31 protein-coding genes are annotated in these 23,347 nt (G+C 57.2%); 10 read left to right on the top strand and 21 right to left on the bottom strand.

Annotated elements, in window-relative coordinates; translation table 11 throughout:
• The first annotated feature begins 494 nt into the window (after positions 1–494).
• Positions 495–1,106 (top strand): cell envelope biogenesis protein TolA, encoded by a 612-nt coding sequence (locus tag AC1D1L_RS05455; protein ID WP_477339454.1) that lies wholly within the window; start codon positions 495–497, stop codon positions 1,104–1,106.
• Between the two features lie 113 nt (positions 1,107–1,219).
• Here the strand turns inward: AC1D1L_RS05455 and AC1D1L_RS05450 are convergent, their stop codons facing one another.
• The 7 genes from AC1D1L_RS05450 to AC1D1L_RS05420 all read right to left on the bottom strand — a co-directional run bounded on the left by AC1D1L_RS05450 (position 1,220) and on the right by AC1D1L_RS05420 (position 5,573).
• Positions 1,220–1,423: a hypothetical protein gene (locus AC1D1L_RS05450; protein WP_436258555.1), complete on the bottom strand. Its 204-nt coding sequence runs from the start codon at positions 1,421–1,423 to the stop codon at positions 1,220–1,222.
• Between the two features lie 340 nt (positions 1,424–1,763).
• Positions 1,764–2,666 (bottom strand): ankyrin repeat domain-containing protein, encoded by a 903-nt coding sequence (locus AC1D1L_RS05445; protein ID WP_477339452.1) that lies wholly within the window; start codon positions 2,664–2,666, stop codon positions 1,764–1,766.
• A gap of 237 nt (positions 2,667–2,903) precedes the next feature.
• Positions 2,904–3,131, bottom strand: coding sequence for a hypothetical protein (locus tag AC1D1L_RS05440; protein ID WP_477339451.1), 228 nt, complete (start codon positions 3,129–3,131; stop codon positions 2,904–2,906).
• 210 nt (positions 3,132–3,341) lie between these two features.
• The gene (locus AC1D1L_RS05435; protein WP_477339449.1) at positions 3,342–3,581 is read right to left on the bottom strand and encodes a hypothetical protein; all 240 of its coding nucleotides are present in this window, start codon (positions 3,579–3,581) and stop codon (positions 3,342–3,344) included.
• Between the two features lie 265 nt (positions 3,582–3,846).
• Entirely contained in the window at positions 3,847–4,107 is a 261-nt protein-coding gene (locus AC1D1L_RS05430; RefSeq protein ID WP_477339447.1) for a hypothetical protein, read from the bottom strand.
• 119 nt (positions 4,108–4,226) lie between these two features.
• On the bottom strand, positions 4,227–4,628 hold the full coding sequence (locus AC1D1L_RS05425; RefSeq protein WP_477339445.1) for a hypothetical protein: 402 nt from the start codon (positions 4,626–4,628) through the stop codon (positions 4,227–4,229).
• 60 nt (positions 4,629–4,688) lie between these two features.
• A complete protein-coding gene (locus AC1D1L_RS05420; protein ID WP_477339443.1) occupies positions 4,689–5,573 on the bottom strand; it encodes an IS1 family transposase in 885 nt (294 codons plus the stop codon).
• 112 nt (positions 5,574–5,685) lie between these two features.
• Between AC1D1L_RS05420 and AC1D1L_RS05415 the strand changes: the two genes are divergently transcribed.
• The 5 genes from AC1D1L_RS05415 (at position 5,686) to AC1D1L_RS05395 (ending at position 9,890) form a co-directional block, all read left to right on the top strand.
• Positions 5,686–6,369 carry a hypothetical protein gene (locus AC1D1L_RS05415; protein WP_477339441.1) on the top strand — a complete coding sequence of 228 codons (684 nt, stop codon included), beginning with the start codon at positions 5,686–5,688 and terminating at the stop codon, positions 6,367–6,369.
• Complete coding sequence (locus tag AC1D1L_RS05410; protein ID WP_477339439.1) at positions 6,366–7,544, top strand: helix-turn-helix domain-containing protein; 1,179 nt, start codon at positions 6,366–6,368, stop codon at positions 7,542–7,544. The genes AC1D1L_RS05415 and AC1D1L_RS05410 overlap by 4 nt, the downstream gene beginning before the upstream one ends.
• A 1,186-nt stretch (positions 7,545–8,730) precedes the next feature.
• Positions 8,731–8,922 (top strand): hypothetical protein, encoded by a 192-nt coding sequence (locus tag AC1D1L_RS05405; protein WP_477339437.1) that lies wholly within the window; start codon positions 8,731–8,733, stop codon positions 8,920–8,922.
• 177 nt (positions 8,923–9,099) lie between these two features.
• Positions 9,100–9,384: a hypothetical protein gene (locus AC1D1L_RS05400; RefSeq protein WP_183459484.1), complete on the top strand. Its 285-nt coding sequence runs from the start codon at positions 9,100–9,102 to the stop codon at positions 9,382–9,384.
• A 155-nt stretch (positions 9,385–9,539) separates the two neighbouring features.
• Positions 9,540–9,890, top strand: coding sequence for a low affinity iron permease family protein (locus AC1D1L_RS05395; RefSeq protein WP_477339434.1), 351 nt, complete (start codon positions 9,540–9,542; stop codon positions 9,888–9,890).
• A gap of 817 nt (positions 9,891–10,707) precedes the next feature.
• Here the strand turns inward: AC1D1L_RS05395 and AC1D1L_RS05390 are convergent.
• Entirely contained in the window at positions 10,708–10,896 is a 189-nt protein-coding gene (locus AC1D1L_RS05390; protein ID WP_477339432.1) for a DUF3606 domain-containing protein, read from the bottom strand.
• A gap of 120 nt (positions 10,897–11,016) precedes the next feature.
• On the opposite strand from AC1D1L_RS05390, the gene AC1D1L_RS05385 reads away from it, so the two are divergent.
• Entirely contained in the window at positions 11,017–11,226 is a 210-nt protein-coding gene (locus tag AC1D1L_RS05385) for a hypothetical protein (RefSeq protein ID WP_477339430.1), read from the top strand.
• Positions 11,227–11,552: 326 nt separating this feature from the next.
• Here AC1D1L_RS05385 and AC1D1L_RS05380 read toward each other — a convergent pair whose 3' ends face one another.
• Complete coding sequence (locus AC1D1L_RS05380) at positions 11,553–12,083, bottom strand: inorganic diphosphatase (RefSeq protein WP_477339429.1); 531 nt, start codon at positions 12,081–12,083, stop codon at positions 11,553–11,555.
• Between the two features lie 103 nt (positions 12,084–12,186).
• On the opposite strand from AC1D1L_RS05380, the gene AC1D1L_RS05375 reads away from it, so the two are divergent.
• Both AC1D1L_RS05375 and AC1D1L_RS05370 read left to right on the top strand, forming a co-directional pair.
• Positions 12,187–12,396: a hypothetical protein gene (locus AC1D1L_RS05375; protein ID WP_477339427.1), complete on the top strand. Its 210-nt coding sequence runs from the start codon at positions 12,187–12,189 to the stop codon at positions 12,394–12,396.
• Positions 12,397–12,910: 514 nt separating this feature from the next.
• Positions 12,911–13,207: a hypothetical protein gene (locus AC1D1L_RS05370; protein ID WP_477339425.1), complete on the top strand. Its 297-nt coding sequence runs from the start codon at positions 12,911–12,913 to the stop codon at positions 13,205–13,207.
• An 849-nt stretch (positions 13,208–14,056) separates the two neighbouring features.
• On the opposite strand, the gene AC1D1L_RS05365 is transcribed toward AC1D1L_RS05370, so the two are convergent.
• The 10 genes from AC1D1L_RS05365 to AC1D1L_RS05320 all read right to left on the bottom strand — a co-directional run bounded on the left by AC1D1L_RS05365 (position 14,057) and on the right by AC1D1L_RS05320 (position 19,804).
• Positions 14,057–14,299 carry a hypothetical protein gene (locus AC1D1L_RS05365; protein WP_477339423.1) on the bottom strand — a complete coding sequence of 81 codons (243 nt, stop codon included), beginning with the start codon at positions 14,297–14,299 and terminating at the stop codon, positions 14,057–14,059.
• A 1,028-nt stretch (positions 14,300–15,327) separates the two neighbouring features.
• Entirely contained in the window at positions 15,328–15,930 is a 603-nt protein-coding gene (locus tag AC1D1L_RS05360) for a hypothetical protein (RefSeq protein ID WP_477339421.1), read from the bottom strand.
• Positions 15,931–16,199: 269 nt separating this feature from the next.
• Positions 16,200–16,388, bottom strand: a complete 189-nt coding sequence (locus AC1D1L_RS05355; RefSeq protein ID WP_477339419.1) for a hypothetical protein — start codon at positions 16,386–16,388, stop codon at positions 16,200–16,202.
• A 254-nt stretch (positions 16,389–16,642) separates the two neighbouring features.
• A complete protein-coding gene (locus AC1D1L_RS05350; RefSeq protein ID WP_477339417.1) occupies positions 16,643–16,909 on the bottom strand; it encodes a hypothetical protein in 267 nt (88 codons plus the stop codon).
• Positions 16,910–17,148: 239 nt separating this feature from the next.
• On the bottom strand, positions 17,149–17,571 hold the full coding sequence (locus AC1D1L_RS05345; protein ID WP_477339415.1) for a hypothetical protein: 423 nt from the start codon (positions 17,569–17,571) through the stop codon (positions 17,149–17,151).
• A 380-nt stretch (positions 17,572–17,951) separates the two neighbouring features.
• Positions 17,952–18,074 carry a hypothetical protein gene (locus AC1D1L_RS05340; RefSeq protein WP_477339414.1) on the bottom strand — a complete coding sequence of 41 codons (123 nt, stop codon included), beginning with the start codon at positions 18,072–18,074 and terminating at the stop codon, positions 17,952–17,954.
• A gap of 146 nt (positions 18,075–18,220) precedes the next feature.
• Positions 18,221–18,445, bottom strand: a complete 225-nt coding sequence (locus tag AC1D1L_RS05335; protein WP_477339412.1) for a hypothetical protein — start codon at positions 18,443–18,445, stop codon at positions 18,221–18,223.
• 33 nt (positions 18,446–18,478) lie between these two features.
• The gene (locus AC1D1L_RS05330; protein ID WP_477339410.1) at positions 18,479–18,688 is read right to left on the bottom strand and encodes a hypothetical protein; all 210 of its coding nucleotides are present in this window, start codon (positions 18,686–18,688) and stop codon (positions 18,479–18,481) included.
• A 43-nt stretch (positions 18,689–18,731) separates the two neighbouring features.
• Positions 18,732–18,932 carry a hypothetical protein gene (locus AC1D1L_RS05325; protein WP_477339408.1) on the bottom strand — a complete coding sequence of 67 codons (201 nt, stop codon included), beginning with the start codon at positions 18,930–18,932 and terminating at the stop codon, positions 18,732–18,734.
• Positions 18,929–19,804 carry an ATP-dependent DNA ligase gene (locus tag AC1D1L_RS05320; RefSeq protein ID WP_477339764.1) on the bottom strand — a complete coding sequence of 292 codons (876 nt, stop codon included), beginning with the start codon at positions 19,802–19,804 and terminating at the stop codon, positions 18,929–18,931. Before AC1D1L_RS05320 ends, AC1D1L_RS05325 begins: the two co-directional genes overlap by 4 nt.
• 379 nt (positions 19,805–20,183) lie before the next feature.
• On the opposite strand from AC1D1L_RS05320, the gene AC1D1L_RS05315 reads away from it, so the two are divergent.
• Positions 20,184–20,405: a hypothetical protein gene (locus tag AC1D1L_RS05315; RefSeq protein ID WP_477339406.1), complete on the top strand. Its 222-nt coding sequence runs from the start codon at positions 20,184–20,186 to the stop codon at positions 20,403–20,405.
• A 630-nt stretch (positions 20,406–21,035) separates the two neighbouring features.
• Here the strand turns inward: AC1D1L_RS05315 and AC1D1L_RS05310 are convergent.
• Both AC1D1L_RS05310 and AC1D1L_RS05305 read right to left on the bottom strand, forming a co-directional pair.
• Positions 21,036–21,908, bottom strand: coding sequence for a dihydrodipicolinate synthase family protein (locus tag AC1D1L_RS05310; RefSeq protein WP_477339404.1), 873 nt, complete (start codon positions 21,906–21,908; stop codon positions 21,036–21,038).
• Positions 21,909–21,925: 17 nt separating this feature from the next.
• The gene (locus AC1D1L_RS05305; RefSeq protein WP_477339402.1) at positions 21,926–23,281 is read right to left on the bottom strand and encodes an NAD(P)/FAD-dependent oxidoreductase; all 1,356 of its coding nucleotides are present in this window, start codon (positions 23,279–23,281) and stop codon (positions 21,926–21,928) included.
• Positions 23,282–23,347 lie beyond the last annotated feature (66 nt).

Below are 23,347 nucleotides of genomic sequence, written 5' to 3'. Positions count from 1 at the left end.
AAGCCGCCTTTCCGCTAACGGCCCTTTGCGGTCGTTCAGGATCGAACTTGAGCCAAGCCGTTTGGCGCTTAATGGGCGCGTTTCCCCGCGATGGCCGCACGCCGTTTAGTTAGCCACAATGTTATGATGCGATGGCCGCCCGACAGAACGTAGATCCGTTCGCTGAGGCGATCGATCCTACGGAGTAGACGACTGTCTTTTTCGATCGCTTCTCAACTACCCTGGCGTAACCAGTCTTGATGTCGGGAACCATGTCGGAGAGCTCGCCGCGTCCAAAGACGATCCCGTATCGGATTAGCAGCTAGGCGAAGTGCTTTGAGTAGACGTTCGCCAATGCTTTTGTCGTGGCTCCGCGGCTTCGAACCGGGCCGGCTGATGGGCAGCCATTGACCGAGGCGATACCATCGGTTGCTCTGCGCCTCTAGCAGTGTTTCACTATTTGCCTCCGGTGCGCAAAGGTCCATTCAAAGCGCAATCCAGAAGGTCTCTATCGGATGGCGAAGAAACTAAAGGTCTATCAAACCTCGATCGGCTTCTTTGACCTTGCCGTCGCAGCACCATCGATGAAAGCTGCCGCAGAGGCCTGGGGTGCCGACCCCGACATCTTTAAACGCGGATTCGCGAAACCGACAGAAGACCCCAAAGTGGTCGAGGCAACAATGGCCGCACCAGGCGTCGTGTTGCGGCGGCCGGTCGGATCGCATGGGAAATTCACTGAAAAGGCTGTGCTTCCGAAAGCACTCGAGGGGGTCCAGCGGGCTCCGCAGGGTCGGGCGCAGCGCGCGGACACCAGCAAGCAAGTCGACATGAAATCCGACGAGAAAGCGAAACGGAACGCGGCGGCCGCTCTCGAAAGGGAAAGAAAACATGAGGCCCTGGATCGCGCAAAGGCGGAGGCCAGGAGCGAGCGTGCGAAGAAGCAACGCGAGCGGATGATCGCCAAGGCTAATGCCGCGTTCGCGCGCGCTCGTAGCCGCCATGAGAGCACGACGAACTCCATCAGACAGCGACGAGAGGAGCTGGACAAAGAGGAAGCCAACGAGAGCCAAAGATGGGAGCGCGAACAGCAGGCGCACGGTGACGCGCTGAAGGAGGCAGAAGAGTAGGCAAGCGGTTCCCTTTGTTCCTTGCTCCTGCGAGCCGGCTGCTAACGCAAGGCTGGCGGCCTTCAGCACTCGGTAATAGCCATCGGTTGAACCTCTCCAGGCCTAGGAGATGTTTATCCGGCGTCAGGCGCGACGGATGGGCCGGAGCGTGGGGTTCTAGCCTCTTCGGCTACGACGAGCAAAGCCTCAAGTGTGATCGCGACTCCTGACATGAGGATGGCTATGTCGCCACTAGCACCGGTTAGCGAGAGCTCTGTCGCACGATTTTGCAAAGTGACGCTGAGTTCTTTAAGTCTCCTGCGGAGGTCGTCGTCCATTTGTGTTCTCCAAGGTTAGGCCTTGGAGCAACGTGCCTGCTGACAACCTGTTCCGACGTGGCGGCACGTAACAACGGCTGAACGAGATTACACTTTTGGCTTTCGCCTGCTCTTCGGCAGAACCGGTTTGGGATTAAGCCTTATCCACTGACGAGCCGCAAAATTTCTCGCGAAGTCTCGGTCTCGAAAAGATGCTGAGTGACCGCGCCGTTTTCCATGACCTGCACAGCCCATTGGCCGTCTAGGGCGTGGACTCATAAGCGCGCAGCCAAATGCGGATCGAAGCCAGCTTGAAGGGCAAACCGCCATGCGGATCACAGAACCCGCCAGACGAGAGCAATCAATTGTTGGGAAGCGGCAACGGCGTATCACTCAAGGTCCGTAGGTAAGCGATAAGGTCTGCTCGCTGTTTCTCGTCCTGCAGACCCGGGAAATCCATAGCTGTTCCAGGCAAAGTGAGTGCCGGGTTTGAGATAAAAAAATTGAGTTCCTCAAAGGTCCAATTGCCACCAGCGTCCTTTAGACTTGACGAATACTGGACATCGCTTTGCGAAGCCTTCCGCCGCCCTACGATGCCCCACAGATTGGGCCTGGGATTCTTGACCCCCGGCACTACAAGATGACAAGCCCCGCACGTTCTGTCGAAAATTTCTTTGCCCGATTCAGCGCTTGCCGATGCAAGTCGCGCCGAAATAGGCGCAAGGGCCGGCCGTCCGGCGCCATGACTGTGCAAGTAGGCCACGACGTCGTCGTGACCTCTGAGCTTGGCGAAATGTATGGGCGGACTTCCATTCGATAGTGCATTGACATCTGCTCCAGCATCCACAAGATAGATGACGCACTGAAGGCAGCCATTCTCGGCAGCCACGTGCAATGGGGTCTGAGCTTTCGCCAACTGATTTGGATTGGCCCCATTATCGAGTAACAGCTTCACGATGTCGGCGTGCCCACCCTTGTTGGCGGCGTAGAGTGGCGTTCTTTGCCAACTGACGGGCAGGTTAACGTCCGCCCCACGATTGATCAGAAGTTTCGCTAACTCGACATTTCCGGCTTCGCAGGCGATATAAAGCGCCGTAACACCGTCAATTTCGTTGATGGCGGCGCCCTTGTCCAAGGCAGAAGTCACCGCTGCGACGTCGCCCTTCCTGACAAGATCACCCAGGTTGCTCGCCTGGGCGGGGAGTGCAAAAAGCCAAAGGGCCCACGAAGCCCTTATCACCCACATGCGTCCCCGCTTGATCATTGTATCCTCCCTGACGAGAGTTCCATGACGGGTTTATCTTAGAACAAGGGCTTTGGCGACAACGCCCGAGCCGGCGGAAGAGGTTCTAGATACTTGGTCAATGACCGCTCCTGGCCCTTCTGCGGCATCGCAACGGTAGCCGAGAATGGCCGCTTTAGCCGCTTGTCGGTCGGTTCCCCGCCGCGTCGCTTACCGGGGATTGGTGGGCCGAGATCGGACAGCTTGGTCATTTTCGCCCTACGCCTTATCGACAAGCGGCGTTTTCCGCTTCGGCGTCACACAGCTCTCGACCAGGCGAACATGCTCAGCGTCGACAGTCACCAATGGCCGAAGGCTAATTGTCACTTTGTCGCCCTCGACGCGCGTGACCTTGCCGGTCAACTCCATGTTCTGGCCGATGACGGCCCTCGAAGACGAATCGACAACTGAATGTGGGAAGGCGTAGGAAGGAATGGTTACGCTCATGCGATCGGGTGTCACCCGACCGCGCACAACCGCTGTGACGGCAACCTCGTCGCCTACCTTAAAGCTGCCCCTAGCCATACCAAGAGTCTGGCGCGGCCTGCCGGTTAGTCAAGGGGTTGCTAATATGCGGTTCTCAGGGGCTTTATCCGTATGCTTTTCTCTGCCGGCGGCGCCACATTCTACTGTCGGCGGCGATACGGCTTTTCACCTTCAGGGCCGGCCCGCGATGACCCAAGGCATCCGGGTCAAGGAATCGACGAAGAAATCGCGTAAGGTTCCAAGACTCATGCATCCGGAACGTAAGTGATCGTCAAAGGTTTGTGCTGACGGCAGGCGCAGTTCCCTCAAATTCGCCTGCCGCAGGTCCAGCCCAAAAAGCGGGATCGACCCGCCGCTGCCGTGAATGGGGCGGCGGGTTTTCAGTAATGGTTGTTGGATGGAGCTGCTCACCGCTTCAATTCTTGGATTACGACTAGGAGGCCAATGGCCGTCTGGGACAACTGCATCGTGGAAGCGGCGAGTGTTACTCCGGCTCAAGTTTCGCAGATTACTGGCGCGCTCAGAACTATATCCGATTTCGAGCGCGGCAAAGGAGTCTGCGGTAGCTGCAACCAGTCCAAGACCGTGATCCGTCCAAAATAGCAACTTGGCAGAGAATGCATGCGCGGGCCATGACTTGGTGAGTTATCCCACAGCTAGTCCCCAGATGGCCGATCTAGGTGCCGAGCGGGGCACGAACATCGTCTGGAATATTCTGGACCAGGAGCGCTAGTGCGGTGCTGATATCCAGTCCAGTCATCCCTTCCGCGGTGCCGGCCTTGACGGCGCTGGTGAAAACCAGCGTGCCATAGTCCTCCCCGGCTGCCTTGAGATGTGCAACGATCGGATCGGGCGTGCGCAAGCAGTGCTCGACAGCCAATCTCTGGACCAGCCATTCGATCGCGCAAAGCCGGTCATGTCCGTCTGGAAATGACATTTTGTAGTCCCCCTTATCCCCACAAGGGCTGTGATAATGCGATATCTGTAGGCAGATTGTCGAATCCCGAGGCATGTGGGTAGTGGGTCAGTTTGAAATCTAGAGGCCGGGAGTGGGTCTCATTCCGGCTGGATTGAACCGGTGCTCATCGGCGCGAAGAAGCACGTCCACCTATATCTCTGGTAGGTCTCAAACTTCATGTGGGGAATGATCGTTCGATAAAACGTCATTAGACGCTCGCAGATGTGGTATCGATCATCAGGCGCAGCCTGGACACGTTCTCTCGGGATAAACCACTCTGTTTCTTGTGGCTCATTCAGGTAGGTAGGGTGCAGCCTGACAAAATAGCCGTCTTTAGTCTGCCTGACGTCGTTGGAATCGATGGGGCGGCAATCTTTGTTTCCGCAGCAGTCATAATGAATAACGGGATCAGTCTTGCCCGTATACCAATCATGGGCGTCTGCATCGCCGCCGGGTAGCACAAGCCACGCCAATGCAATTTGTCCTAGCACCTGCCTCATGGAACTAGCCCCTCACCATTTTGCCTATAGCATATTAGTGGGTGCTAATCATAGCCGCAGTTACCCAGCAATTCGCTTCTTGTAAGGGCCGCGAACCACTGACTGTTCGGCTTCCTTAGCTTCGATCAGCGCAACGATGTCGCCAATCTCCCAAAGCTTGCCAGTCACGCCAGCGGCCATCGCAGGGGTCATGCGCAACGTGGCATGGATACGAACAAAATTGTAATACATGAAGTGCAGGGCAACCGCATTGGCATGCGCTTCGACCTTCTTTGAAAAGCCATTGGTCAGGCGCGTGAAGCGGCGCATATGCATCCGCATGGTGAGATTCTGGCGCTCGGCAAATGACGTGCTGACGTGCTTGATGTCCGGATTACCTTCGATCCGCTCTTTCCTCGCGCCAGTGCATTCGGCTGGGCTATAGCGACCTTTGGCGCTGTCCGGCGAAGTGCCATAGAGCTTGATCAGCATGGCGTAGTCGATGTCGCCACCGAAAGCGCCTTCAACAGCCTCTAGGTAAGCCCTGTGGCCGTCGCTGGTCAGCTGGACGCGATTGGCGAGGCGGCGGGAAAGATCATCCATGAATGCCATCGCATATTCGCCGTCGCGACCGCCGACCAGCCAAGACATGACAAGCTTGGTGTCGGCATCGATTGCCGTCCATGTCCAAGTGTCGCCAGCACCTTCCGGTGCAGCCTTGGCGGCGGCGACGTTCTTTTGCTTCGCGTAGGTGAACGACCAGATTTCATCGACCTGCACCCGGCGGCTGGTCAGGTTGCGGAAAGCTTGGTCCTGATATGATGCACAAACTGCACCCGCGTCGTCCAACAGCTTCGCGACGGTGTTCTTGCTCACGCCAAGGACTCGCGTGATGGACCGGATGGACTGCCCCTCACAGAGAAGGTGCAAGATTTGCCCGCGCGTCTTTGTATCCAGCTTTTTCATACTGACCATTATGCATGACCGCTTTAGGAATTCAAATGAATTCAGCAAGACGCTTTACTTTTTGGCATGAAAAGACCATCATGCTGAAAATGCGGCGGAGATCAATGGCGAAATGGAATTGAAGGACCATCACCGGGAATTCGTGTTGAACGCGATCACCGAAGATATGCCCCAAGCGACCTGGCAGCGCATTCTTGACCGCGCGAAGGGCACTTACGGGTCATCCTACGGGATCGTGGCGTCCGATCCATCGCTGCTAGATGAGCAGCGCTCTCAGAAACTTTTCCAAGAGCGCTACTTCAAGATGGAACATGCCGTCATGGCAGCGGCTCGGGAAACTGGCGTCGCCGCATCTGCGAAGTTGATTGGCACGAACCAGTGTTTTTACGGGTACGTTGCCCGTGGTCGAGTGGGTTTTACCCAAAGCTACGTCAAATTCAGCGGGGAGATGCCGAGTCCGGCCGGTTTCCGCAAGCAGCTTGCCGAGATGGCCGAATTCAAGCGGGCATCCCGTCTTGATCTCGGCGACGAGCCGGTGGAATTGCTCACGCCGAAATCGATCAACGGGATCTTGCTGCACAGCCCCGTTGGCACGAAATTTTCCAAAGACCAGCAAATGCTCGGAGCAATCGGATTCTATGTCGCCTATGACGACTGGACCGGGTGGGCTGTCGAATTGACATTGTCTGAAATCCTTTCGGCTTATAAGCCCGCCGAAAACCGGGAAGACCGCGCGATTCTTCCGTTCAAGCGGCCGACCCCCAAGAAGACTGGCACTGACGAGGAACAGAAATGAAAGTCGGAACACCCGGATTTGTCGGTTCGCGATTGGCGGAAGCACGGCAAGCTCGTGGTTTGAATGGAACAGGACTGGCCGAGTTGATTGGCGTCACGCCGCAGTCTGTTTCGCAATACGAGCATGGTCGCCAGAGCCCTAGTCCTGAAATGCTCGGGCTGATCGCTGACAAGCTGAATATGCCGTTGTCCTATTTTATGCTTAGGCAGCGGACGGACGAAGTGAACCCGATCTTCTGGCGGGGCAGATCGACCGCAACTCAGGCCGCACGTTCGCGTGCGGAAATTCGGCTGATTTGGATGCGGGAGATTATCGACTACCTGACCGGGTTTTTCGAACTTCCGCAGTTCGATTTGCCGAAGATCGACGTACCGAAAGACTTCCGCCAGATCGATACCGAATTTCTCGACTTTGCGGCGGCGTCCGTTCGCGAGCATTGGCGGATCGGGTCTGGCCCTATGCCTGATTTGCTGCTCGAAATGGAGAACAACGGCATCATCGTGTCTCGTATCCATGTCGGAGTAGAAAAGCTGGATGCGTTCACCCAATGGTCGTCAGACTATCATATCCCGCTCGTTATGCTCGGCCGGGATAAAGCTAGCGCTGTTCGGCAACGGTTTGATGCAGCCCATGAGCTGGCCCATCTCGTGTGCCATGGCGACGTTGACCCGAAGCGGCTCAATTCGGCCAGCGATTATAAAATTATGGAGGATCAGGCCCATTATTTTGCCTCGGCTCTTTTGCTCCCGGCCGAGGAATTTTCGGACGAACTGTGGGCGCCGACGCTCGACGCTATGCTTGCTCTTAAGGAACGGTGGAGAGTTTCCGTTGGCGCAATGATCAAGCGCTGCGAAACGCTCGGGATCATTGAGGATGATGACGTCAGACGACTATGGATCAATTACAACCGGCGCGGTTGGCGCAAGGCGGAACCTTTTGATGGGAAGATTGAAAAGGAGCGGCCTCGCATTCTGCGCCGCAGCTTCAACATGCTTCTTTCCGAAGGCGAACAGTCAGTCTCACAAATATTGAACGCTTTGCCTCTTTCCCCCAAGGACGTAGAGGAAATGTGCGATCTAGACCCTGGTACGCTTACGGGAGAAACGGCAGACACTCGTGCGATGCCGGTTCTCAAAAAGATGAACGTTGTGCAGTTTCCGAAGAGAGTGGGTTAGTTATTTTTTCTCCCAACGTGCGCGCGCTGCTTTCCGCGCAATCTCCGTCCGCTGCTCCTGATCAAGCTTGTCGGCGCGCGCCTTGCCACCCTTGAGACCTCCCCGGCGACCAAGGCTAACGGCCGCCGGGTCTTTGCCATCATCGACAGCTTCAGCGGTATTCCCTGTTACGAGGTCGACTATAGATTTTGCCAACTGATTCGCATCGCGCGGGCGCTTGGGCTTAGGTCCGGTTGGCATGAATTACCTGTTTCTCGTTTCCGCAGTTGGAGCATCCGCCTAGCTGGCGCGTGAAGTCCGATGTCGTGCCCAGCGCTCCCGTTCGCAGCGCGGATTGCTGGCGAGCGGGAAGGTGAAGCGCCTCGGTGATGCAATCGTCACAGAACGCGGCCGGCGCTCGACCGGTCAGAAAGTCATTGATGTCCTGTGCGATTGACAAGGGACCTCTCCATGCTTCCTGTCAGCATATAGGAGGCCGGGCTGATATGTGAAATGCATATTGCATCCCGTCAAATTTCAGACTGACCCACTACCGGCATGTGATGACAGCGAGGTTATGGAGCGGCCCGGCAAAGGCTGGACGGCTTGGGAGGAAGGTCCGGTCTACCTCGAAATCGATAAGGTCTGGTGGGCGGCACGAGTTGCATTTTGCGAGACTCAACGTGACATGATGGTTTGACGGATCGGATCTCGTCGGCATCGAACACTGGGTTATCGGCGTCAGGAGACGCATGGGCCTCATGCGGTTCTGATCATCGCGCGGCGTAGCGGCGCAACCAACCTCTCTGCAGTTCGTTGACCTTTGCTGGCTCGCTCCAGCTACTCCAGACCAATTGCCCGCTGGCTTCGGCCGGCGGGCTTTTTGTGCGGCGTAGGGAACCTTGGAACATAGGCGATGTTGCGATAAGGCAGTGGAGTGGAACGGCTTTCCCATCCGCTGTAGACCGTAACTCCATGGACGGTCGGAGCCTGCTGCCGCGCGTCGAGCTCCCGGCAGCGGGCTTTTTCGCGTTAGGCAGGAATTACGAGTTTACCGTCATGTTGAGGATACGGCGGCAGGCTCTTCCCGGGACTGCCCCCAGACCAAGGTGCGGATCTTGGCCGGCCCGCGCCGCCTCGATCGAACGCGCGGGCCATTTCCGTTTTAGGGCTTGTTATCATGATCCTCCAGCGTGCCTAGAAATTTTTGGATGAATGGGTCGAGAAACACGACCTGATTCAAGGTTGCTCCGGCCGCGACCAGACAGAGATTGAGGAGCTGGCACGCCGCCTTATTGCCGACGCAGAGGCAGAAGGAATCAGTGAAATCGATCTCACCGAAGCCTTCAACGAAACTCGCTACTCGGCTTTAGCCGATCTGCTGATTCCGAAAACTTAAAGCCGCCATCTGACGATCGAACACCGTCGGAATCTGAAAGATCTCGCGCTGCCAAGCCGCGCTCGGCGCACATCGGAAGCGAATGCTATAATTTCAGGTTCTTTTGGAAACCTTTTTTCCCAGTCGGCATTGCATTAGCACGGCTGCATTCAAGCAGCTAATTCAGGAGGAATTTTGATGAACTCGAAAATGCTCGTTCTCGGCGCATCGCTTGCTCTTATGACCGGTTCGGCCTTCGCCGGAAGTTCCACCGGCACTTCTGCGCTCGATGACCCGGCGAAAATGTCTCCCTTCTTCACCGACGCCGGCATGAAGACCATGAAGTCGGAAGCGGATGCGAAAGCTGCGTGGACGGCCATGAGTGCGGACGACCGCGCCGCAATTATGAAGGAGTGTGCCGACGAAGCCGTCGCGAAGTCGCACGCAGATTTCTGCAAAATGGCCATGCAGATGGGCAAATAGGCCCAACTGAAAAGAGACAAGCCCGCTGACTCGCGCCGGCGGGCTTTTATGCTTTCCTGGAACACGAACTTTGCTGGGAAGTTTCGACGCGTGCAGCGCTCCGTCCAAGCTGTTAACGGGCGTCGCCGATTCCTCGAATTGACCTAGACGGGCATATGAATCTCAACCGCTACCTCTTTGCGTTGGCCGACTTTTTATCCCGCCCTCCGGGTTTTTATGTCATGCTGGTAGCCATGCTCGTTTGCACGGCACTGGTGCCATTCGGTCTGACAAATGTAATCACTTACGCATTGTCCGTGGCCGCCATTGTGATTACCGGAGTGGTCCTGATCCAAGGCTATCGCGACACAGCCGCTATCCACGCGAAACTTGATGAGATCATCGTTTCGCTGAGGGAAACAAGGAACGATGTCGTCGGATTAGAGCATGCCGAGCCGGAGCAGATTCGGGAGAAGCTTCGGACGCTGGAAGAAGAGGCAATAGCGCGGCAAGAAGGGTCCCCGTGACAATTCTGCAGAATTTCACAACGAGGGCGCGGTAGTGCCGATCTGATGGAACGACGGAGGCGGGTCCAAGTCCCTAATTTTTTTCACGCCCGGATGCTTGGCGCCGGAGGTTTTAGCCGCGCTTCGCGTAAGTGCACTGCCTGCAAATAGGCTTTTGCTGCGTGGTCGCACCTATGTCTTGATGGACCGTTCGTGCCGAGAATGACCTTAGCGGCGTCCTCGGAAAGCCCGTGCTTCTCCATGAAAAATTGGAGCTGATAAGGGTGGTTGTCCGCGTGGGGGTCACTACTGGGTTTGCGTCCTGGCATGTGTGTCATCTCCCCGGGCGGAATCTCCGCGTTGACCACGCGCGTGCCCGGGAGGTTCCGGTCCGGACTGGCGGCGGGTCAGGCTCGCTTCTAGTCGCTGCGGCGACTGAATTCTCATTCATGGGCTTTTCGTGCGGCCACGGAGACATGTTTAGGAATTCAGGCAGAAGCCCATCTCCTGCTTTTGCGGCGTGGACATGAAGCGCGCGCAGCAAGGAAAACATTGGGTGACCTCTCTAGTGAAGGCCGGGCTTAGCCGGTCCAAGGTCCGCAATTCTCGTCATTTGGCGAAATCCCCGGGCACGCCATCCTCGAGGCTGAATTCGTGGGTGCTTCTCGCCTCCTCATCGACCACACGAAACCAGTATTCCTGAAGGGCTCGAGGCGACACCCGTTGCCCAGTGACTTTCTCTACCGCTGATATCGGATCATCGGCGTTTGTGGCATGAGACGAGACACACTCGTCTCCATGCCACTCTTCCACTTGGTATTCTGGCATGCTGGCTTACCTATCGCTTTCCGATTGCCTTCGCTTCCCGCTCCAGCGTCGCGCGATCGTTCCCGTGCTTGGCGATCAGGTCCTTCACCTGCTGGGGAGTGATCCCGACCTTCTTGGCGAAATACTGAACCTCATAATCGTCGTCGGCTGAAACACGACCCCTATCGCGAGAATCTCGCTTGCTCTTGTCGTCGGCCATATCGATTCCTCCTGCGATCACCGCAACGTCCGGTTGACATGTTTGTTGCACCAAAAAGCCGATTTCCAGTTTTGGAACTATTTTAGCTCACGAAGCGATGGTGAGCGGCTGAGGTTCATCATGCCGCAGGAACCGATCCTGGTCGAGGTTGCCCCGATCAGCGACGACTGGCTGCACGAGATCAAATATGACGGCTTTCGCACCCAGCTGGTGCTGGATTGGGCCGGCGGCCGTGCCGGCGGGCGCCGCCACGACGACGCCCTTGGTAGTTGTCCATGCTTCGATGGGATCACTAAAAATGGACGGTTCCGGTTAAGCGGTCGGTCATAGTAAGCCAGCGGGCCTCAAGGGTTGGGATCGTCTCTCTGCGGGAAATCGCAGCAGGCAACACCCGAAGTCTGGGCGCCGCGGTAGCCGGCAGGCCTTTTTGTGGGCGGCGGAACTTGAAATTCGGCGGTAGGTTTGACGCGAGCAGCTTCCCCTCGCTGCGACCATTGGATTCGCTCATCGACTGGACCAGCGTGAGCCTCATTCCGGTCGCTTGAGATCAGCCCGCGTCGACAGAGGATTGAGATGCTGGGATTGGCCGGTCGCTAGTCGTCGCTCTGGATGATAGTGACCGCGAGCTGCCCGAGTGCCGCCGACGCCGCCCATCGTCATTTGCGGGCTGCAAAGGCTTTCATTCCCTTCTTGATTGACTTGCGCGCTTCTGCGGCGTCCTGCCAGCCCTTGAACCCGATCTTTTTGTCCGTTTCCAACACCGACGAGCGAAAGAACTGTTCGATCTCGCGCCTGAGATGCTCGGGCACTTCGTAGGCGACCGGCTCATCTTCCGCGTCCTCCTTGCGCGGGGAGAAGATATAGCGGTCATTGCGCAAGGCCGCGCCGCCTTTGTCCTTCTGCTTGACCCGCAGGGCGCCCAGCAGATCGCATTTGATGACGATGCCGGGGGCTGTGGCCGCTTGGTGGATGACGAGCCCGTCGAGCGGGTCGCCGTCCTCGCCGAGCGTCGAAGGAATGAAGCCCCAATCGTAGGGATAGGTCATCCCGACTGGCAGTGGGCGGACATAAGCAAAGGCCTGGATGGCCGGGTCGTAGGCCATTTTGGCGGCAGCGCCGCGCTGGGTTTCGATCACCACGCGTATGAGGCCTTTGGTCGTAGTCGGCAGTTTCAGATAGTCGGGCATCAACTTGTCTTTCGCGGATGACTCCGCATGGAACTTCAGCCAACGAAGAATGTTCCGAAGGCGGGCCCTGATTCTGAAGGCTGGACTTGATGGAGATAAGCGGATGACGAGAGCTGCTTTGCACCTGCTAAAGGGCGTCGGCTATCTGATTTCCATCGCAAGTGTGGTCCTGCTTGCGATCGTTAGTTGGTCGAGCGCCTCGCAAAGTCCGCTGCTGGTCGCTTGCCTGCTGGGGGGCGGCGCGGCTTCGATCGTCGGTATGTTCTGCCGGTGGCTCACCTATGAAATCGAAAAGCGACAGGACGACAAATAAAAAGGTCGGCGTCGAGCGACTGGTCGAAGGAGATGGATGTGGGTGCGCAGGAGGTGCGGGCGCGGAAATCGCGCCTCGTTGGCTCCCTAGCTGCGTGTGTTCGCCCTTCCGTCTCACCTGCAAAATCGTCGCACCGTCCTCCGGCTCTAGCGGCTTGCGCCCCGGAACTTCGTGATAAAACACTTGCCGGGCGTCGCGTTGATCGACCAGCCGCAGCGGGGGCAGTTGTAGAAACAGTCTCCCTCATCGGTGGGCTCGGCGCCGTGTCGTTTGCCTACACCATCATCAGATCGGCCGAACGGTAGTAGCGAACATTGCCACAGCTACATTCTGCTTTCACAAGCATGTTGTGCCGGGTTGCCTTGCCCAGCGTATCGATCGGTTCATGCGCCATGAGAACAGAAAAGGAACAATTCCTTGATCGTCAAGCCGGATTGTGGAATCTTTTCAGCATGAGCGACGAACCATCACGACTTGCCGAAGGTATGGCGACCGTCCCACGCGAGGCGCCACGGTGGGCAAGCGTATCGAGGAGCGCGTGACCCTGCATATCCTCACGGCCAACAATCCCTGTTCGATCATCGACCCAAAGGCGAAGCCTGGCGACAGGATGAGATTTGAGGGCGATGTCGTGTTTGTCGATGAGGACTCTGGCCGCGTTACCGTGCAGGTACTTGAGCGCGTCACGGTAGAAGCCAGTACGGTCGAACTGGTGAGGACGTTCCAACGGCCGAGAGGAACGGAGCCGTTGCGGCAGAAGCCAACTCAGCACAAACGATCGAGTACGCGCCGGGCTTACGCCTTAAATTAGCACGCGCTTAATTAGTTCCGGAACATTTTAACGAATCATTGACCGCGCCGTCCCAAAATAGGACGGCGCGGTCAAACCCTAACCTGACTGCGCAGGCGGCTCCGACAGCCCCAACCCAAGCCGCACTGTCGGAGCCGCTCCCACACCCCTCCTAATACCAGCAATGGTTGAATCAACGGTTACGGCACGTGGTTTCCAGTGCCTTTCGGCACGCTTGAAATCGTCACTAGGGTGCGCGATTGTCGCCGCTTGGGGAGATAGATTATCAATGCGCCGAACCGCAAAGGCTCATCCTTTTGTGCCGACAGAGATTCGTGTCAGCACCATGGAGGACGAGAGCGGCCTTATAGGCGTCCTTTCGATCCAGACGACCGAAGGCATCCTAGAGTTGGCCCTAGATCGCAGCACCGCAGATGCCATCGCAAACGCCGTCGATGATATCCGGTCAAAGTTAGCCTCTCAGACCTAAAAAGAAGCCCAGCTTGAAGCCGGGCTTTGGGAGGTAACGGGAATGCCGATGGGAGGATGGCGCCCCTTCGGTCAGCTAAATTAGCACTACCTTCATGACGGCTGAATGAAGCCAACATGGAGAAGCCCGCAGCGCGGTCAGGCAGCGGGCTTCCCAATGGGAGCGGCTACATTCCCCAAGGGAAATCGACCGCCGCTAATACAACTAGCGATACCGGCTCAGGTTGCAAACAATTTTAATGACCGGCCCGTTGCGGGCGGCTCACGGCCAAGGCATCAACCAGCAAATCAGCCGGTGCGCCCAGCCCTTGCATAGCCTTGTGTAAGGCAGCCGTGGCGGCTACTAGGTGATCTTCTGGCTTGCCGTTGTCGTTGGCGAAATCAGCTGGAACTGGCGGCTTCATGGGCTGAGTATGTGCCCACTCTAGCATTCTGGATACTTCGCACGATCCATTCCACCAAGTCAGGATCGACCGTATCATTCCCGGTGAGATCGCGGATCATCTGCGCCGCGTATTCGCGCCACTCGTCCTCGGGAATATTATCTTCAAAGACGGAATTTTTGAAAGCACTGCGCAGCACATCGCAGTCGAAAGCCGAAACCCGAACAACCAGCTTATCCATGGTGCAACCTCCCATCCAAGGGCTGGAAACAAAATGGTGACTGGCGATAATAATTCCGTCCTGTGGCGAATTCAATATGTGGGTCAACGCCATAGCGCTGGCAAACCCGCCGGGCGAAGACCCCCACGACCTCAAGCCCGGCGAGCCTACAAACCTGATCAAAATTTTCGACCAGGACCGGAGTCAGCCGGCAATCTTGGATCTGCAAGTCTGATGCCGCCGCTTCTCTCCCGAATTGGCACAGGCACGTCTTCAAGCCACGAGTCTCATTCGGGCTGATCTACTGCGATTTCGTGCCTTGTGGGTGTTGCCCATTCGGGCCAGAGGCACACCGTCATAGCCGTGAAGCCAGGTTGCTGAGTAAAACTCCGCAGGATTTCCGGTTCCGTCTGCCTTCAGGTTGAAAAAAGCCCGCCGGTAGAAGCCGGCGGGCAAAATCGACAGAAGCCGGTGGAGCACCGGAATATCGATAATGGGGTTCTGCGGCACGATAGCAAGAGCCAGCCCAGTGATTCACGCCTAAAAGCCCGCCAGCCGGATCCGGCGAGCGCCATGCTTTCATCCCAGCCGTGAATTCTGCCCGCTGTTGCCGGTTCGCTACAGCGAATTCTTGACAAGCTCATATGATGTTTGTCAGCGCTCTGGCTCCAGGTTGTTGGCGGGGGCCAATCCTGGGATCGGAGTGTAGTACGAGGGAGATGGCCCGCTGACTTTGGTCGGCGGGTTTTTCTTTTGGAGTCGCTGCACTTGGAATGTCAGCCTCGTAAAGCGCGCCTGCTTTGCGCTTCAACCTATCGAAAAGGGCGCGGCATTCTCTGCCACGTGCTATTTTGCATGGATCGCCGTAGGCCTGGTTGCAGTTGCCGCAGATTCCTTTGCCGCGCTCGAAATCGGATGTAGTTCCGAGCGCACTTGACGGCGCTGCTATCACGCCAATACACAGGAAACAAAAATGCCCGCCACCTTTCGGCAGCGGGCTTGCCATACGGCTAGGAGAGCGTTCGTAGCCGTACAGCGATGCTTACCGCTCAGCGTCGCGAGATCAACAGGCAGAGTTCCCGAAGGTCGCGATCATAGGAACCAGAGCTGCTAAGCACGTCCGCACAGCGCTTCTTCATACGAGTGATCTGGCTGCTCGACATGTCGGCAACAATACCCGGAAGTGCAGTTGTGCCAGGCACGCCCGGTGTGCCAGGGGTACCAGGCGTGCCTGGCACGCCGCCTATGCCAACACCGACACCAACCCCGACACCACCGGTGCCGCCGACGGTCGCGCCCAGTCCAGCCGTGATGCCGCCAGTGCCGCCTACGTTCGCTCCGGCCCCGGCAGCAATACCGCTGGTGCCGCCGATTGTTGCACCCGCACCAGCATTGACGCCGCTGGTGCCGCCAATCGATGCGCCGAGACCGGCGTTAACTCCGCTTGAGCCGCCGACCGAGGCCCCGGCGCCAGCGTTTACGCCACCACTGCCGCCAATCGATGCACCAGCACCGGCATTGATGCCGCCACTACCACCGACTGATGCACCGGCGCCGACACCAATCCCGTCGGCACCGGCGGGCATGCTAAGAACTGCAATCATTGCCCCACTCGCCAATGCGCTGGCGGTTCTCTTGAAGAAACTAGCCATGTCACTCTCCTTGTGGTTGCTTTACGTCCACCAAGCGTTCTGCTGGTTGCACATATTAGTAAACCCTGAGAGAGACTTCTTGATCCCTACTGCTTGGATCATTTTGGGTGACGTAGTTCCTAATTTCCGCAGTGAGAAGCGACTGTTTGTATCAGTTTGTCCTAATGTTTTATCATCTAATGTAGCCCGAGCTAACTATGGGTCTCCTGGCGCCTCGCTGTGGGCTGCAGGCAGCGCTTCTCGACACGTTCCCCTACGGCTGGGTAGCGCTACTTTCGCAAAATCCAGTCTAGCAACTCGGGATCGACATCATCGCTACCTTTAAAGGTGCGGATCAGAAGCGCGGCGTGTTCCCGCCAGCGCTGCTCGGGAATGCTCTCTTCGATGACGGATTTTTTGAAGGCGCTGCGAATGATATCGCAGTCGAGGGCCGATACTGAGACAACCCGCTTGTCCATGGTGCAACCTCCCATCTAAGGGCGGGAAACAAAATGGTGACGGGCGATTCATAATCCCTTTGATCAAGGTTTCAACGGAATTCTAATGTAAGGTTTTTTACGATCTCGTGAGCGCTCGTCCGCCTGTAGGTTGTTGCCGGCTTGTGCGTCATTGGCTTGGCTTGCGATAGGCGTTCGGCGTGGTGTCAGGCGAGTAGATCAAGCCGACTTTCTTGCTGCCGCACTTGGCGCATTTCAGCTTCGGACGGGCGCCCCTATGGCTGAAGCAGGTCGGCACCATATTGCGCCCACAACTGCTCGCAGTCTTTTGCCCTCAGGCTTGGCGTTCCCGGTTCGCCATAGAAGACCATCGCTGCGTGGACGTCATATCCAAGCACCGACGCATTGGCGACGAACTGGACGGCGTCCCCGAGGCGAGTGGCACCGAGCTTGGCTTCCGTTTGGTTGGTGAGATCAAGCACCCCAAGAATTTCCGCGTCGTCATTCCTCGCAGCCAACACCGCGCCTACAGTCGCAAGCATATCAGCCTCCGCTAATATGTTAACCTCGCAAGAGCGCACTTTGTTCCTCACAAAACTGACCTGCATGCGCTCAGACCGGCCGAATAGCTCGACGCTCTCGGTATTGAGGTCTGCCGCCCTAGAAGCGGCCGGCGTCGAGTTTCCCTGAGAATGGCGGCGGCGCCGGCGTGAGGTTGCGGAAATGACCGAAGGAATTGCGGGTACGCAAATGCTCGCGCCCGCGATCCCCTTAATATTGCCTATGCCTTCAGGTTAATCACCCGCATGACTGCAACGACGGTTCCGTTATTCGTTGCAGCTTCCTTTGTGCTACCCTTGCCGCAGCTCCATACGTCGCCTTCCTTGGCCGTGAACTCCTTGTCTCCGGCCGTCACCTGCAACTCGCCTTCGGTGATAGTGCACACCATGTCATCCATCATGACATCCCCCAACGGGCTAGATCCCTTTGGCTGATAGACGACGTCTTCCATGGCGACGGTCTTGTACCCCTTGATATGGGAGTCTCGTGTTCCCAGTTCGACCAGCCGAACGCCAGGGAAAATCTCTTTGCCATCAGTCGGACCGTAGGCTTTGGCCGATACTGGAGTGGGCTTTGCGACCAAAAGCGGAGCCGCCAAAGTGGTGGCGCCAAGGGCGAGAGCATTACGTCGATTCATCTTCATAACATCCTCCCTGAGTTAGATCGCCCGGTTGGGCGAACCTGATATTTTAGGCGCCCGGGCAGCCAAATAGTCAAAACACAATTGAGCAGGCAGCCACAGCGCCAGCGGAACCATGTCCCTCGCGTTCCGTTAGGTCAGTCGGAAGGGACATCCGACAAATGGTTGATGAGCAAAATAGGCCATCGGCGACGGATGGTGCTGCTCGCCGTCTTGTCAGCGAAACCGGCATCACCGAAGCACAGGCACGCGAGCTTATCGCCTTCCTTGGACCGCACAATTGGTCGTCGCTTGTGCGAGAGGCCCGCATTCTGGCCCCTACTTCCGTGTGATCCATTCCAGCCATGCGGGCTCGATGTCATCGCAGCCCGTAAAGTCGCGGATCAAGAGCGCGGCGTGTCCCGCCAGCGCTGCTCGGGAATGCTCTCTTCGATGACGGATTTTTTGAAGGCGCTGCGAACGATATCGCAGTCGAGGGCCGATACTGAGACAACCCGCTTGTCCATGGTGCAACCTCCCATCTAAGGGCGGGAAACAAAATGGTGACGGGCGATTCACAATCCCTTTGATCAAGGTTTCAATGGAATTTTCTTCGGTTTTTACGATCTCGTGAGCGCTCGTCCGCCTATAGGTTGGCGCTGGCTGGTTTCCGTCATTGGCTTGCCTTGCCGTAGGCGTTCGGCTTGGTGTCTGGGGTAAAGATCAGGGCGACCTTCTTACCGCCGCACTTGGCGTACTTAAGCTTCGGCGTGAGGTCATCGGCCATCGCTGGGGCATCTGGCCCGAACCGATCGCGATGCTTGGCGAGGTCGAGCGCCTGGTTATGGTGGCACGCGGAATTGCGACAGTGAGCTGTCACCGTCATCTTGTCGTCCATCAGCGGTTGAAACGTCCAGGCTTTTGACATCGATTAGCGGCCCAGAGGTTGCCTTGAAAGAGTAATCAGCTCCGCTTCGTCAACGACGCCGGCCATAAAATTGGCGATTATCCGAGAGGCCAGTCTGCTCTGAGAATCGGCTGACTGGTCAGGGGTTTTCATCTGCGCGAAAACTCGCGCCAGCAAGGCTAATTCGTCAGGATCAAAAATGCCGGCATCCACGGCTTTTCGTCTGATAGGCATCGATACTCCTCCCGGAAGTCTTGCAGGCGAAGCGTGGCGCTTGTTAGCGCAGGCCCTGCATGATGGCTTCGAAAATCTGGCCAATTTCTTCATCGATCTCCTGGCCCGGAATGCCTTGTGTTTCCGCCTCCCGTTTCGCGTCCACCGCCATGTCGATCACCAGCAAGACCGGGTCATCAATCGGATCGTCAGGCAAGCGGTCTGATATCCAATGATAGAGAAAATCACTCCCACGCTTGCTCATTCTTCGCGAAAGTCCTGCAGCGAGGCGTGGCGTAGATCCTCCTCGCCACGCAGATGCTTCACACGACCGATCAGACCAGGCTTGACCCATTGCGTCGCCGGCCGCTTCATGCCCTTGGGCGCCGGTCCAGCGTGTTCCTGAACGCGCTTCCATAGCCGGTCCCGGATTGCACCGCGCGAGTTGATGAAGGCCGAGCCGACATATTGCCCGGTCTTCCGATCGGCCATCAGGGCGAAGGCCGGCTTGCCCGGCTCTCGCTCGACGCCGAGCAAGTCGTATTCCGCCACCATGTAGCTCTTGATCTTCAGCCACGCTGTCGAGCGGCCGCTCCGATATTTGCTGTCTCGGCGCTTTGAGACAATGCCCTCAAGGCCTGCCTGGTCAACCAAGTGAAAGATAGACTTCGCCTCCCCTGGCAGAGGCTCGCTGAACTGGATGCGACTGCCCGGCTCGATCATGCTGGCCAGGATCTCGCGACGCTCTTCCAGCACCATATCGCGCAAGTCGTGGCCGTTCAGATGCAGCAGGTCAAAGGCTACGAAATAGAGGTCGTGTGGCCGGCGGGTGATGGCTTTACGCAGTTCGACGAAATCGGACAGTCCGGCATCGTTCAGCACGATAATCTCGCCATCAATGATAGCGCTCTCAACGCCGAGCTTGCCCGCCTTCACCAGGTCGCGGTATTTCGATGTCCAGTCGAGCCCGCGGCGGGTGTAGATGCGCGTACCGTCCTCGTCGATTATCAGCTGAGAACGGTAGCCGTCGAACTTGACCTCGTGAATCCAGGCATCGCCCTCTGGAGGTTTCTCCACGAGGGTCGGCATCAACGGCCGAATGAACTCCAACCGGACCCCGCCGGCACGCTTACGCATGGAACGCCCCAACAACTCGAATTTGTATAGTTATCACATGGTCGTTTCGGTTCCGTTAGCTGTCACTAAAGAAGCAAATCGGAACTTTTGGGCGAGGCTTTGGTTCCTTTCAACAGGAGGATACGGCCATGATGGACGACAAAAACAAAGGCAACTCTCACGACCGCGAACACGCTTCAGTCGAAGATGCATATGAAGTCGCCCACGTCGCGAGGAAATTTCAGCTGACAATGCCTGAGGCGCGATCCCTGCTCCGGAGCTGCGGTAACAATCGCACGACCTTGGAACAGGCGGCAAGAAAGCTCGTGTACCAGCCCCGATAAGGACAGGGTCCGGTTCTAAAAAAGCCTCGCTTTTTGAACTAAAGGGAGTTGAAGAAATGATACGCGCAATCGCTACAGCACTACTCATTCAGTTTCCAGTTTCGGCATTTGCAGACACTGCCGAATTTTGGGTCGCCAAGGATGCCGTCTCGAAACAGTGTGAGGTGGTCACGAAGCAGCCCGACGGAACCCTCGTCATAGAACTTGACAAGACGATCTATAAGACTGAGGCAGAAGCGAACGATGCATTGAAAAAAATTCCAGATTGCAAACGGTGAGAGCGTCTGCCTCCTTGAAGCCGAGGAGCGATGCGCAGTTGAATGTCGCGCAGATGGCACGCTTAAGCTGAAGAGCGCCGGAACTTTTACGGCGCCTCCGTGTTCAGTCGCTCATGACAAGAATTGCGGACCTTGGGACCACCTAAGCCCGGCAAGCCACACAGCCCCAAGAATAACGGCCACGACCGCTTTCACCTATGCCCGATATGCGGCCAGCAGGTCGACCGGCGCGACTTTCGCCAAGTGATGTGGCACGAGCAGCCGGACCACGAGCCGCTGGAATTGGATCAATGAAATGGCAATGCCTAAGCCGAAAATCACCAGCGATCCATCATCGGACCTTTGCCCATGCTAGCTTGCCTTCTTCATGGAAAAGCATGGGCTTTCCAAGGATGCTGCGGAGGTGATCCTGCACAGCAATGGCCCATCGCGGGCCCGTTGCGGCTATGCGGCGGAAGCGTTCCTGCGTTTCAAGCATATGCGCGAGGCGCGAGCGAAGCCGCCGGCGCCGAGTATCAAGGCGTAGAACACACTGGGGATTCACAGATTCGTAGCGCGGTTAGGGCGGGTCCGTAGCCAAAGCTTTAAAAAGCAGCGAACACGAACCTGGCCGTTGGCGGCGGCGATATTCTAGACGCCCAACGGTTCAAGCGAACGGCGAAGCTGCGCTTCCTGATCTGCCGATAGCTTTCTCAATGGGCTGCGAACATTTCCTGTTCCGTAGCCGCGCAGTTGCGCCGCTCGAAGTACCGACGGCGTATAGGGCGACCTCCAGATAAAGAGCAACGAGGGCAACATGCGCTGCCAGAGCGCAAGCGCCGGTTCGTATTCCTTGCGGTCCACCAATCTATATAGCTCGACCGCTTCAGAAGGCATGTAATTCGCACCGCCCCATATGACGCCGCGTGCCCCGGCCATCAACGCGTAGAGTGTGGTGGTGTCGCAGCCATTGAGGACCGTGCCGCTTGTCTGGAGGTATTCCTGATGGACAGTAAAGTCCCCTGCACTGTCCTTGATGTAGTTGAAGTTCTTCAACTGGCTCAGGCGCTCAAAGAGCTGTGGTGAAACCGAAATGCCGGTGGCCTGTGGGATGTTGTAGCCGACCAGGTCGATACCTAGTTCAGCATCGACCGCTTTGTAGAAGTCGAAGATTCCCTGCTCATCACTCGGACCCTCCAGGTAGGGTGGCAGCACCATCAATGCGTCGGCGCCGACGGACTCCGCGTGACGCGACCTTCTGATGACTTCGTCCATATTCAAAGCGGAGGTTTGGCAAATGACGTTGCAGCGACCGGCTATTCGCTTTGCGCCTACTTCGTAGAGGCGGTTGCACTCGGCCTCGGTAAGATAGGGATGTTGCCCGGTCCCTGCGCCAAGCACCAGCCCGTGAACACCTGCGGCGACGTACTTGTCGATCAGATCCTCGAAAATCGAATAGTTGATCGCACCATTCTCATCGAACGGTGTTTGCATTGCCAGATTTATGCCCTTCAGGTCGGCCATGATCTCTCTCGTTGTATCTAGACTTCAGCGCCGGCCTGTCGGAAACGGACCGCGGTTACGATGCGAACGCCCATCGCTGTGACAGGCCTGGGATAGGGTTTGCTGGGACTTGCTCGCGTCTTCAGGATGTCGACTACCGGCGATGATCGCCCTGACGCCAGATCGGCTACGGCCTTGCCGAAGGCAGCTCCTCGCGCGACGCCTGTTCCGTTGCAGAATGCGGCACCGTAGACCTTCTCTGCCAACTCGCCGAAGACCATTCCGCCATTTTGCGCGAGGGTAAGAAGGCCGCCCCAGCTGGCCTCGAAGCCGATCGACGAGAGCTCCGGCCACCGCCGATCGAAGGCGATCTGCTGCTGCACCCGAGCCCTCATCACGTCCTGCGTGGTGGTCTTGAAGTCCGTCGCATAGGAATAGACGTTGCGAAGGAAAAGCCGGTTGTCGATCGTGCGACGAACCGTCGTGCCGAAGCTGTTGGCTGGAATAAGTCCGTAGGCGTTCTTGCTTCCCACCCGCGCAAGCTCGCTCTCGGTGAGCTGTCGTGTCATGCTCGCAAATGTGTAGAGTGGTATGGCGCGGTTGTCGAAGAAACCAAACTTGGTCAGATAGCCTGACGCGCAGATGATGACCTTCGAGGCCCTGATCGTTCCGGCGGGGGTCTCGCAAATGTGCTTCGGCGCACCGAACTGCACCGCCACTATGGGAGTGTTTTCGTGAACGGTGACGTTCGCGGGCAGGTTTCTTGTCGCGTTCTTGAGATACTTCGCAGGCTGGACCAAGACGGTGCCGGGGTGATGCAAGGCTTTAATGTAGTGCTTGCTGCCGGTGATCGCCTGGATTTCCGGGGTCTCGACCCAGCTGTAATTCTGCCCAAGCTTATCCAGCGCCTCCGAAAAGCGGTGAAGGTCCTCCACACCGTGGGCGGTGGCGGCGCTGTGGTATTTTCCCTGCGCGTCCCAGTCGCAATCGACCCCATACTGCTCGACGGCGCTTCGGATGTAGGCGATGCCGTCCAGGTTAACGAACAGCTCTTCCTTGTTCCCTTTGATGTCTTCGACGAAATCGCGCTTCCGAGGATTGTGCGCGAGATCGATGACGAAACCCATGCACCGTCCGGATGCATTGTTTCCAATGCGGCCGGCGTCTACCAGGACAACCGAAGACTGCGGGTTGAGTTCGGCAAATCGGCGCGCCGCGTGCAGCCCCATCCAGCCGCCGCCAATCACCAGGCAATCACAAGCAACGTCGCCTTCCTGCGCCAGCAGCGCCAACTCCGGTCCTGCCGTAGTGTACCAGCCGGAATTAGTCGGTTCGGGATGGGGTGGCTGAACGACTTTGCGCTCTTTCGTCATTGTTTGGTTGAACGAATTCACTGCCAACTCGCTGGAGTTAAGGCGACCGATGACGAAGGCTTGGGAACAATCGGCGGTCGCGTTGTT

This window comes from Mesorhizobium sp. P2_D6 (assembly GCF_056404315.1).
This window is presented reverse-complemented; position numbering and strand designations above follow the sequence as displayed.

Excerpts from the sequence above, each read along its gene's own strand:
- AC1D1L_RS05455 (WP_477339454.1), top strand. The coding sequence starts at position 495 with ATGGCGAAGAAACTAAAGGTCTATCAAACCTCGATCGGCTTCTTTGAC.
- AC1D1L_RS05450 (WP_436258555.1), bottom strand. The coding sequence starts at position 1,423 with ATGGACGACGACCTCCGCAGGAGACTTAAAGAACTCAGCGTCACTTTG.
- AC1D1L_RS05445 (WP_477339452.1), bottom strand. The coding sequence starts at position 2,666 with ATGATCAAGCGGGGACGCATGTGGGTGATAAGGGCTTCGTGGGCCCTT.
- AC1D1L_RS05440 (WP_477339451.1), bottom strand. The coding sequence starts at position 3,131 with ATGAGCGTAACCATTCCTTCCTACGCCTTCCCACATTCAGTTGTCGAT.
- AC1D1L_RS05430 (WP_477339447.1), bottom strand. The coding sequence starts at position 4,107 with ATGTCATTTCCAGACGGACATGACCGGCTTTGCGCGATCGAATGGCTG.
- AC1D1L_RS05425 (WP_477339445.1), bottom strand. The coding sequence starts at position 4,628 with ATGAGGCAGGTGCTAGGACAAATTGCATTGGCGTGGCTTGTGCTACCC.
- AC1D1L_RS05420 (WP_477339443.1), bottom strand. The coding sequence starts at position 5,573 with ATGAAAAAGCTGGATACAAAGACGCGCGGGCAAATCTTGCACCTTCTC.
- AC1D1L_RS05415 (WP_477339441.1), top strand. The coding sequence starts at position 5,686 with ATGGAATTGAAGGACCATCACCGGGAATTCGTGTTGAACGCGATCACC.
- AC1D1L_RS05410 (WP_477339439.1), top strand. The coding sequence starts at position 6,366 with ATGAAAGTCGGAACACCCGGATTTGTCGGTTCGCGATTGGCGGAAGCA.
- AC1D1L_RS05400 (WP_183459484.1), top strand. The coding sequence starts at position 9,100 with ATGAACTCGAAAATGCTCGTTCTCGGCGCATCGCTTGCTCTTATGACC.
- AC1D1L_RS05395 (WP_477339434.1), top strand. The coding sequence starts at position 9,540 with ATGAATCTCAACCGCTACCTCTTTGCGTTGGCCGACTTTTTATCCCGC.
- AC1D1L_RS05390 (WP_477339432.1), bottom strand. The coding sequence starts at position 10,896 with ATGGCCGACGACAAGAGCAAGCGAGATTCTCGCGATAGGGGTCGTGTT.
- AC1D1L_RS05385 (WP_477339430.1), top strand. The coding sequence starts at position 11,017 with ATGCCGCAGGAACCGATCCTGGTCGAGGTTGCCCCGATCAGCGACGAC.
- AC1D1L_RS05380 (WP_477339429.1), bottom strand. The coding sequence starts at position 12,083 with ATGCCCGACTATCTGAAACTGCCGACTACGACCAAAGGCCTCATACGC.
- AC1D1L_RS05375 (WP_477339427.1), top strand. The coding sequence starts at position 12,187 with ATGACGAGAGCTGCTTTGCACCTGCTAAAGGGCGTCGGCTATCTGATT.
- AC1D1L_RS05365 (WP_477339423.1), bottom strand. The coding sequence starts at position 14,299 with ATGGATAAGCTGGTTGTTCGGGTTTCGGCTTTCGACTGCGATGTGCTG.
- AC1D1L_RS05360 (WP_477339421.1), bottom strand. The coding sequence starts at position 15,930 with ATGGCTAGTTTCTTCAAGAGAACCGCCAGCGCATTGGCGAGTGGGGCA.
- AC1D1L_RS05355 (WP_477339419.1), bottom strand. The coding sequence starts at position 16,388 with ATGGACAAGCGGGTTGTCTCAGTATCGGCCCTCGACTGCGATATCATT.
- AC1D1L_RS05350 (WP_477339417.1), bottom strand. The coding sequence starts at position 16,909 with ATGCTTGCGACTGTAGGCGCGGTGTTGGCTGCGAGGAATGACGACGCG.
- AC1D1L_RS05345 (WP_477339415.1), bottom strand. The coding sequence starts at position 17,571 with ATGAAGATGAATCGACGTAATGCTCTCGCCCTTGGCGCCACCACTTTG.
- AC1D1L_RS05340 (WP_477339414.1), bottom strand. The coding sequence starts at position 18,074 with ATGGACAAGCGGGTTGTCTCAGTATCGGCCCTCGACTGCGATATCGTT.
- AC1D1L_RS05335 (WP_477339412.1), bottom strand. The coding sequence starts at position 18,445 with ATGGACGACAAGATGACGGTGACAGCTCACTGTCGCAATTCCGCGTGC.
- AC1D1L_RS05330 (WP_477339410.1), bottom strand. The coding sequence starts at position 18,688 with ATGCCTATCAGACGAAAAGCCGTGGATGCCGGCATTTTTGATCCTGAC.
- AC1D1L_RS05325 (WP_477339408.1), bottom strand. The coding sequence starts at position 18,932 with ATGAGCAAGCGTGGGAGTGATTTTCTCTATCATTGGATATCAGACCGC.
- AC1D1L_RS05320 (WP_477339764.1), bottom strand. The coding sequence starts at position 19,804 with ATGCGTAAGCGTGCCGGCGGGGTCCGGTTGGAGTTCATTCGGCCGTTG.
- AC1D1L_RS05315 (WP_477339406.1), top strand. The coding sequence starts at position 20,184 with ATGATACGCGCAATCGCTACAGCACTACTCATTCAGTTTCCAGTTTCG.
- AC1D1L_RS05310 (WP_477339404.1), bottom strand. The coding sequence starts at position 21,908 with ATGGCCGACCTGAAGGGCATAAATCTGGCAATGCAAACACCGTTCGAT.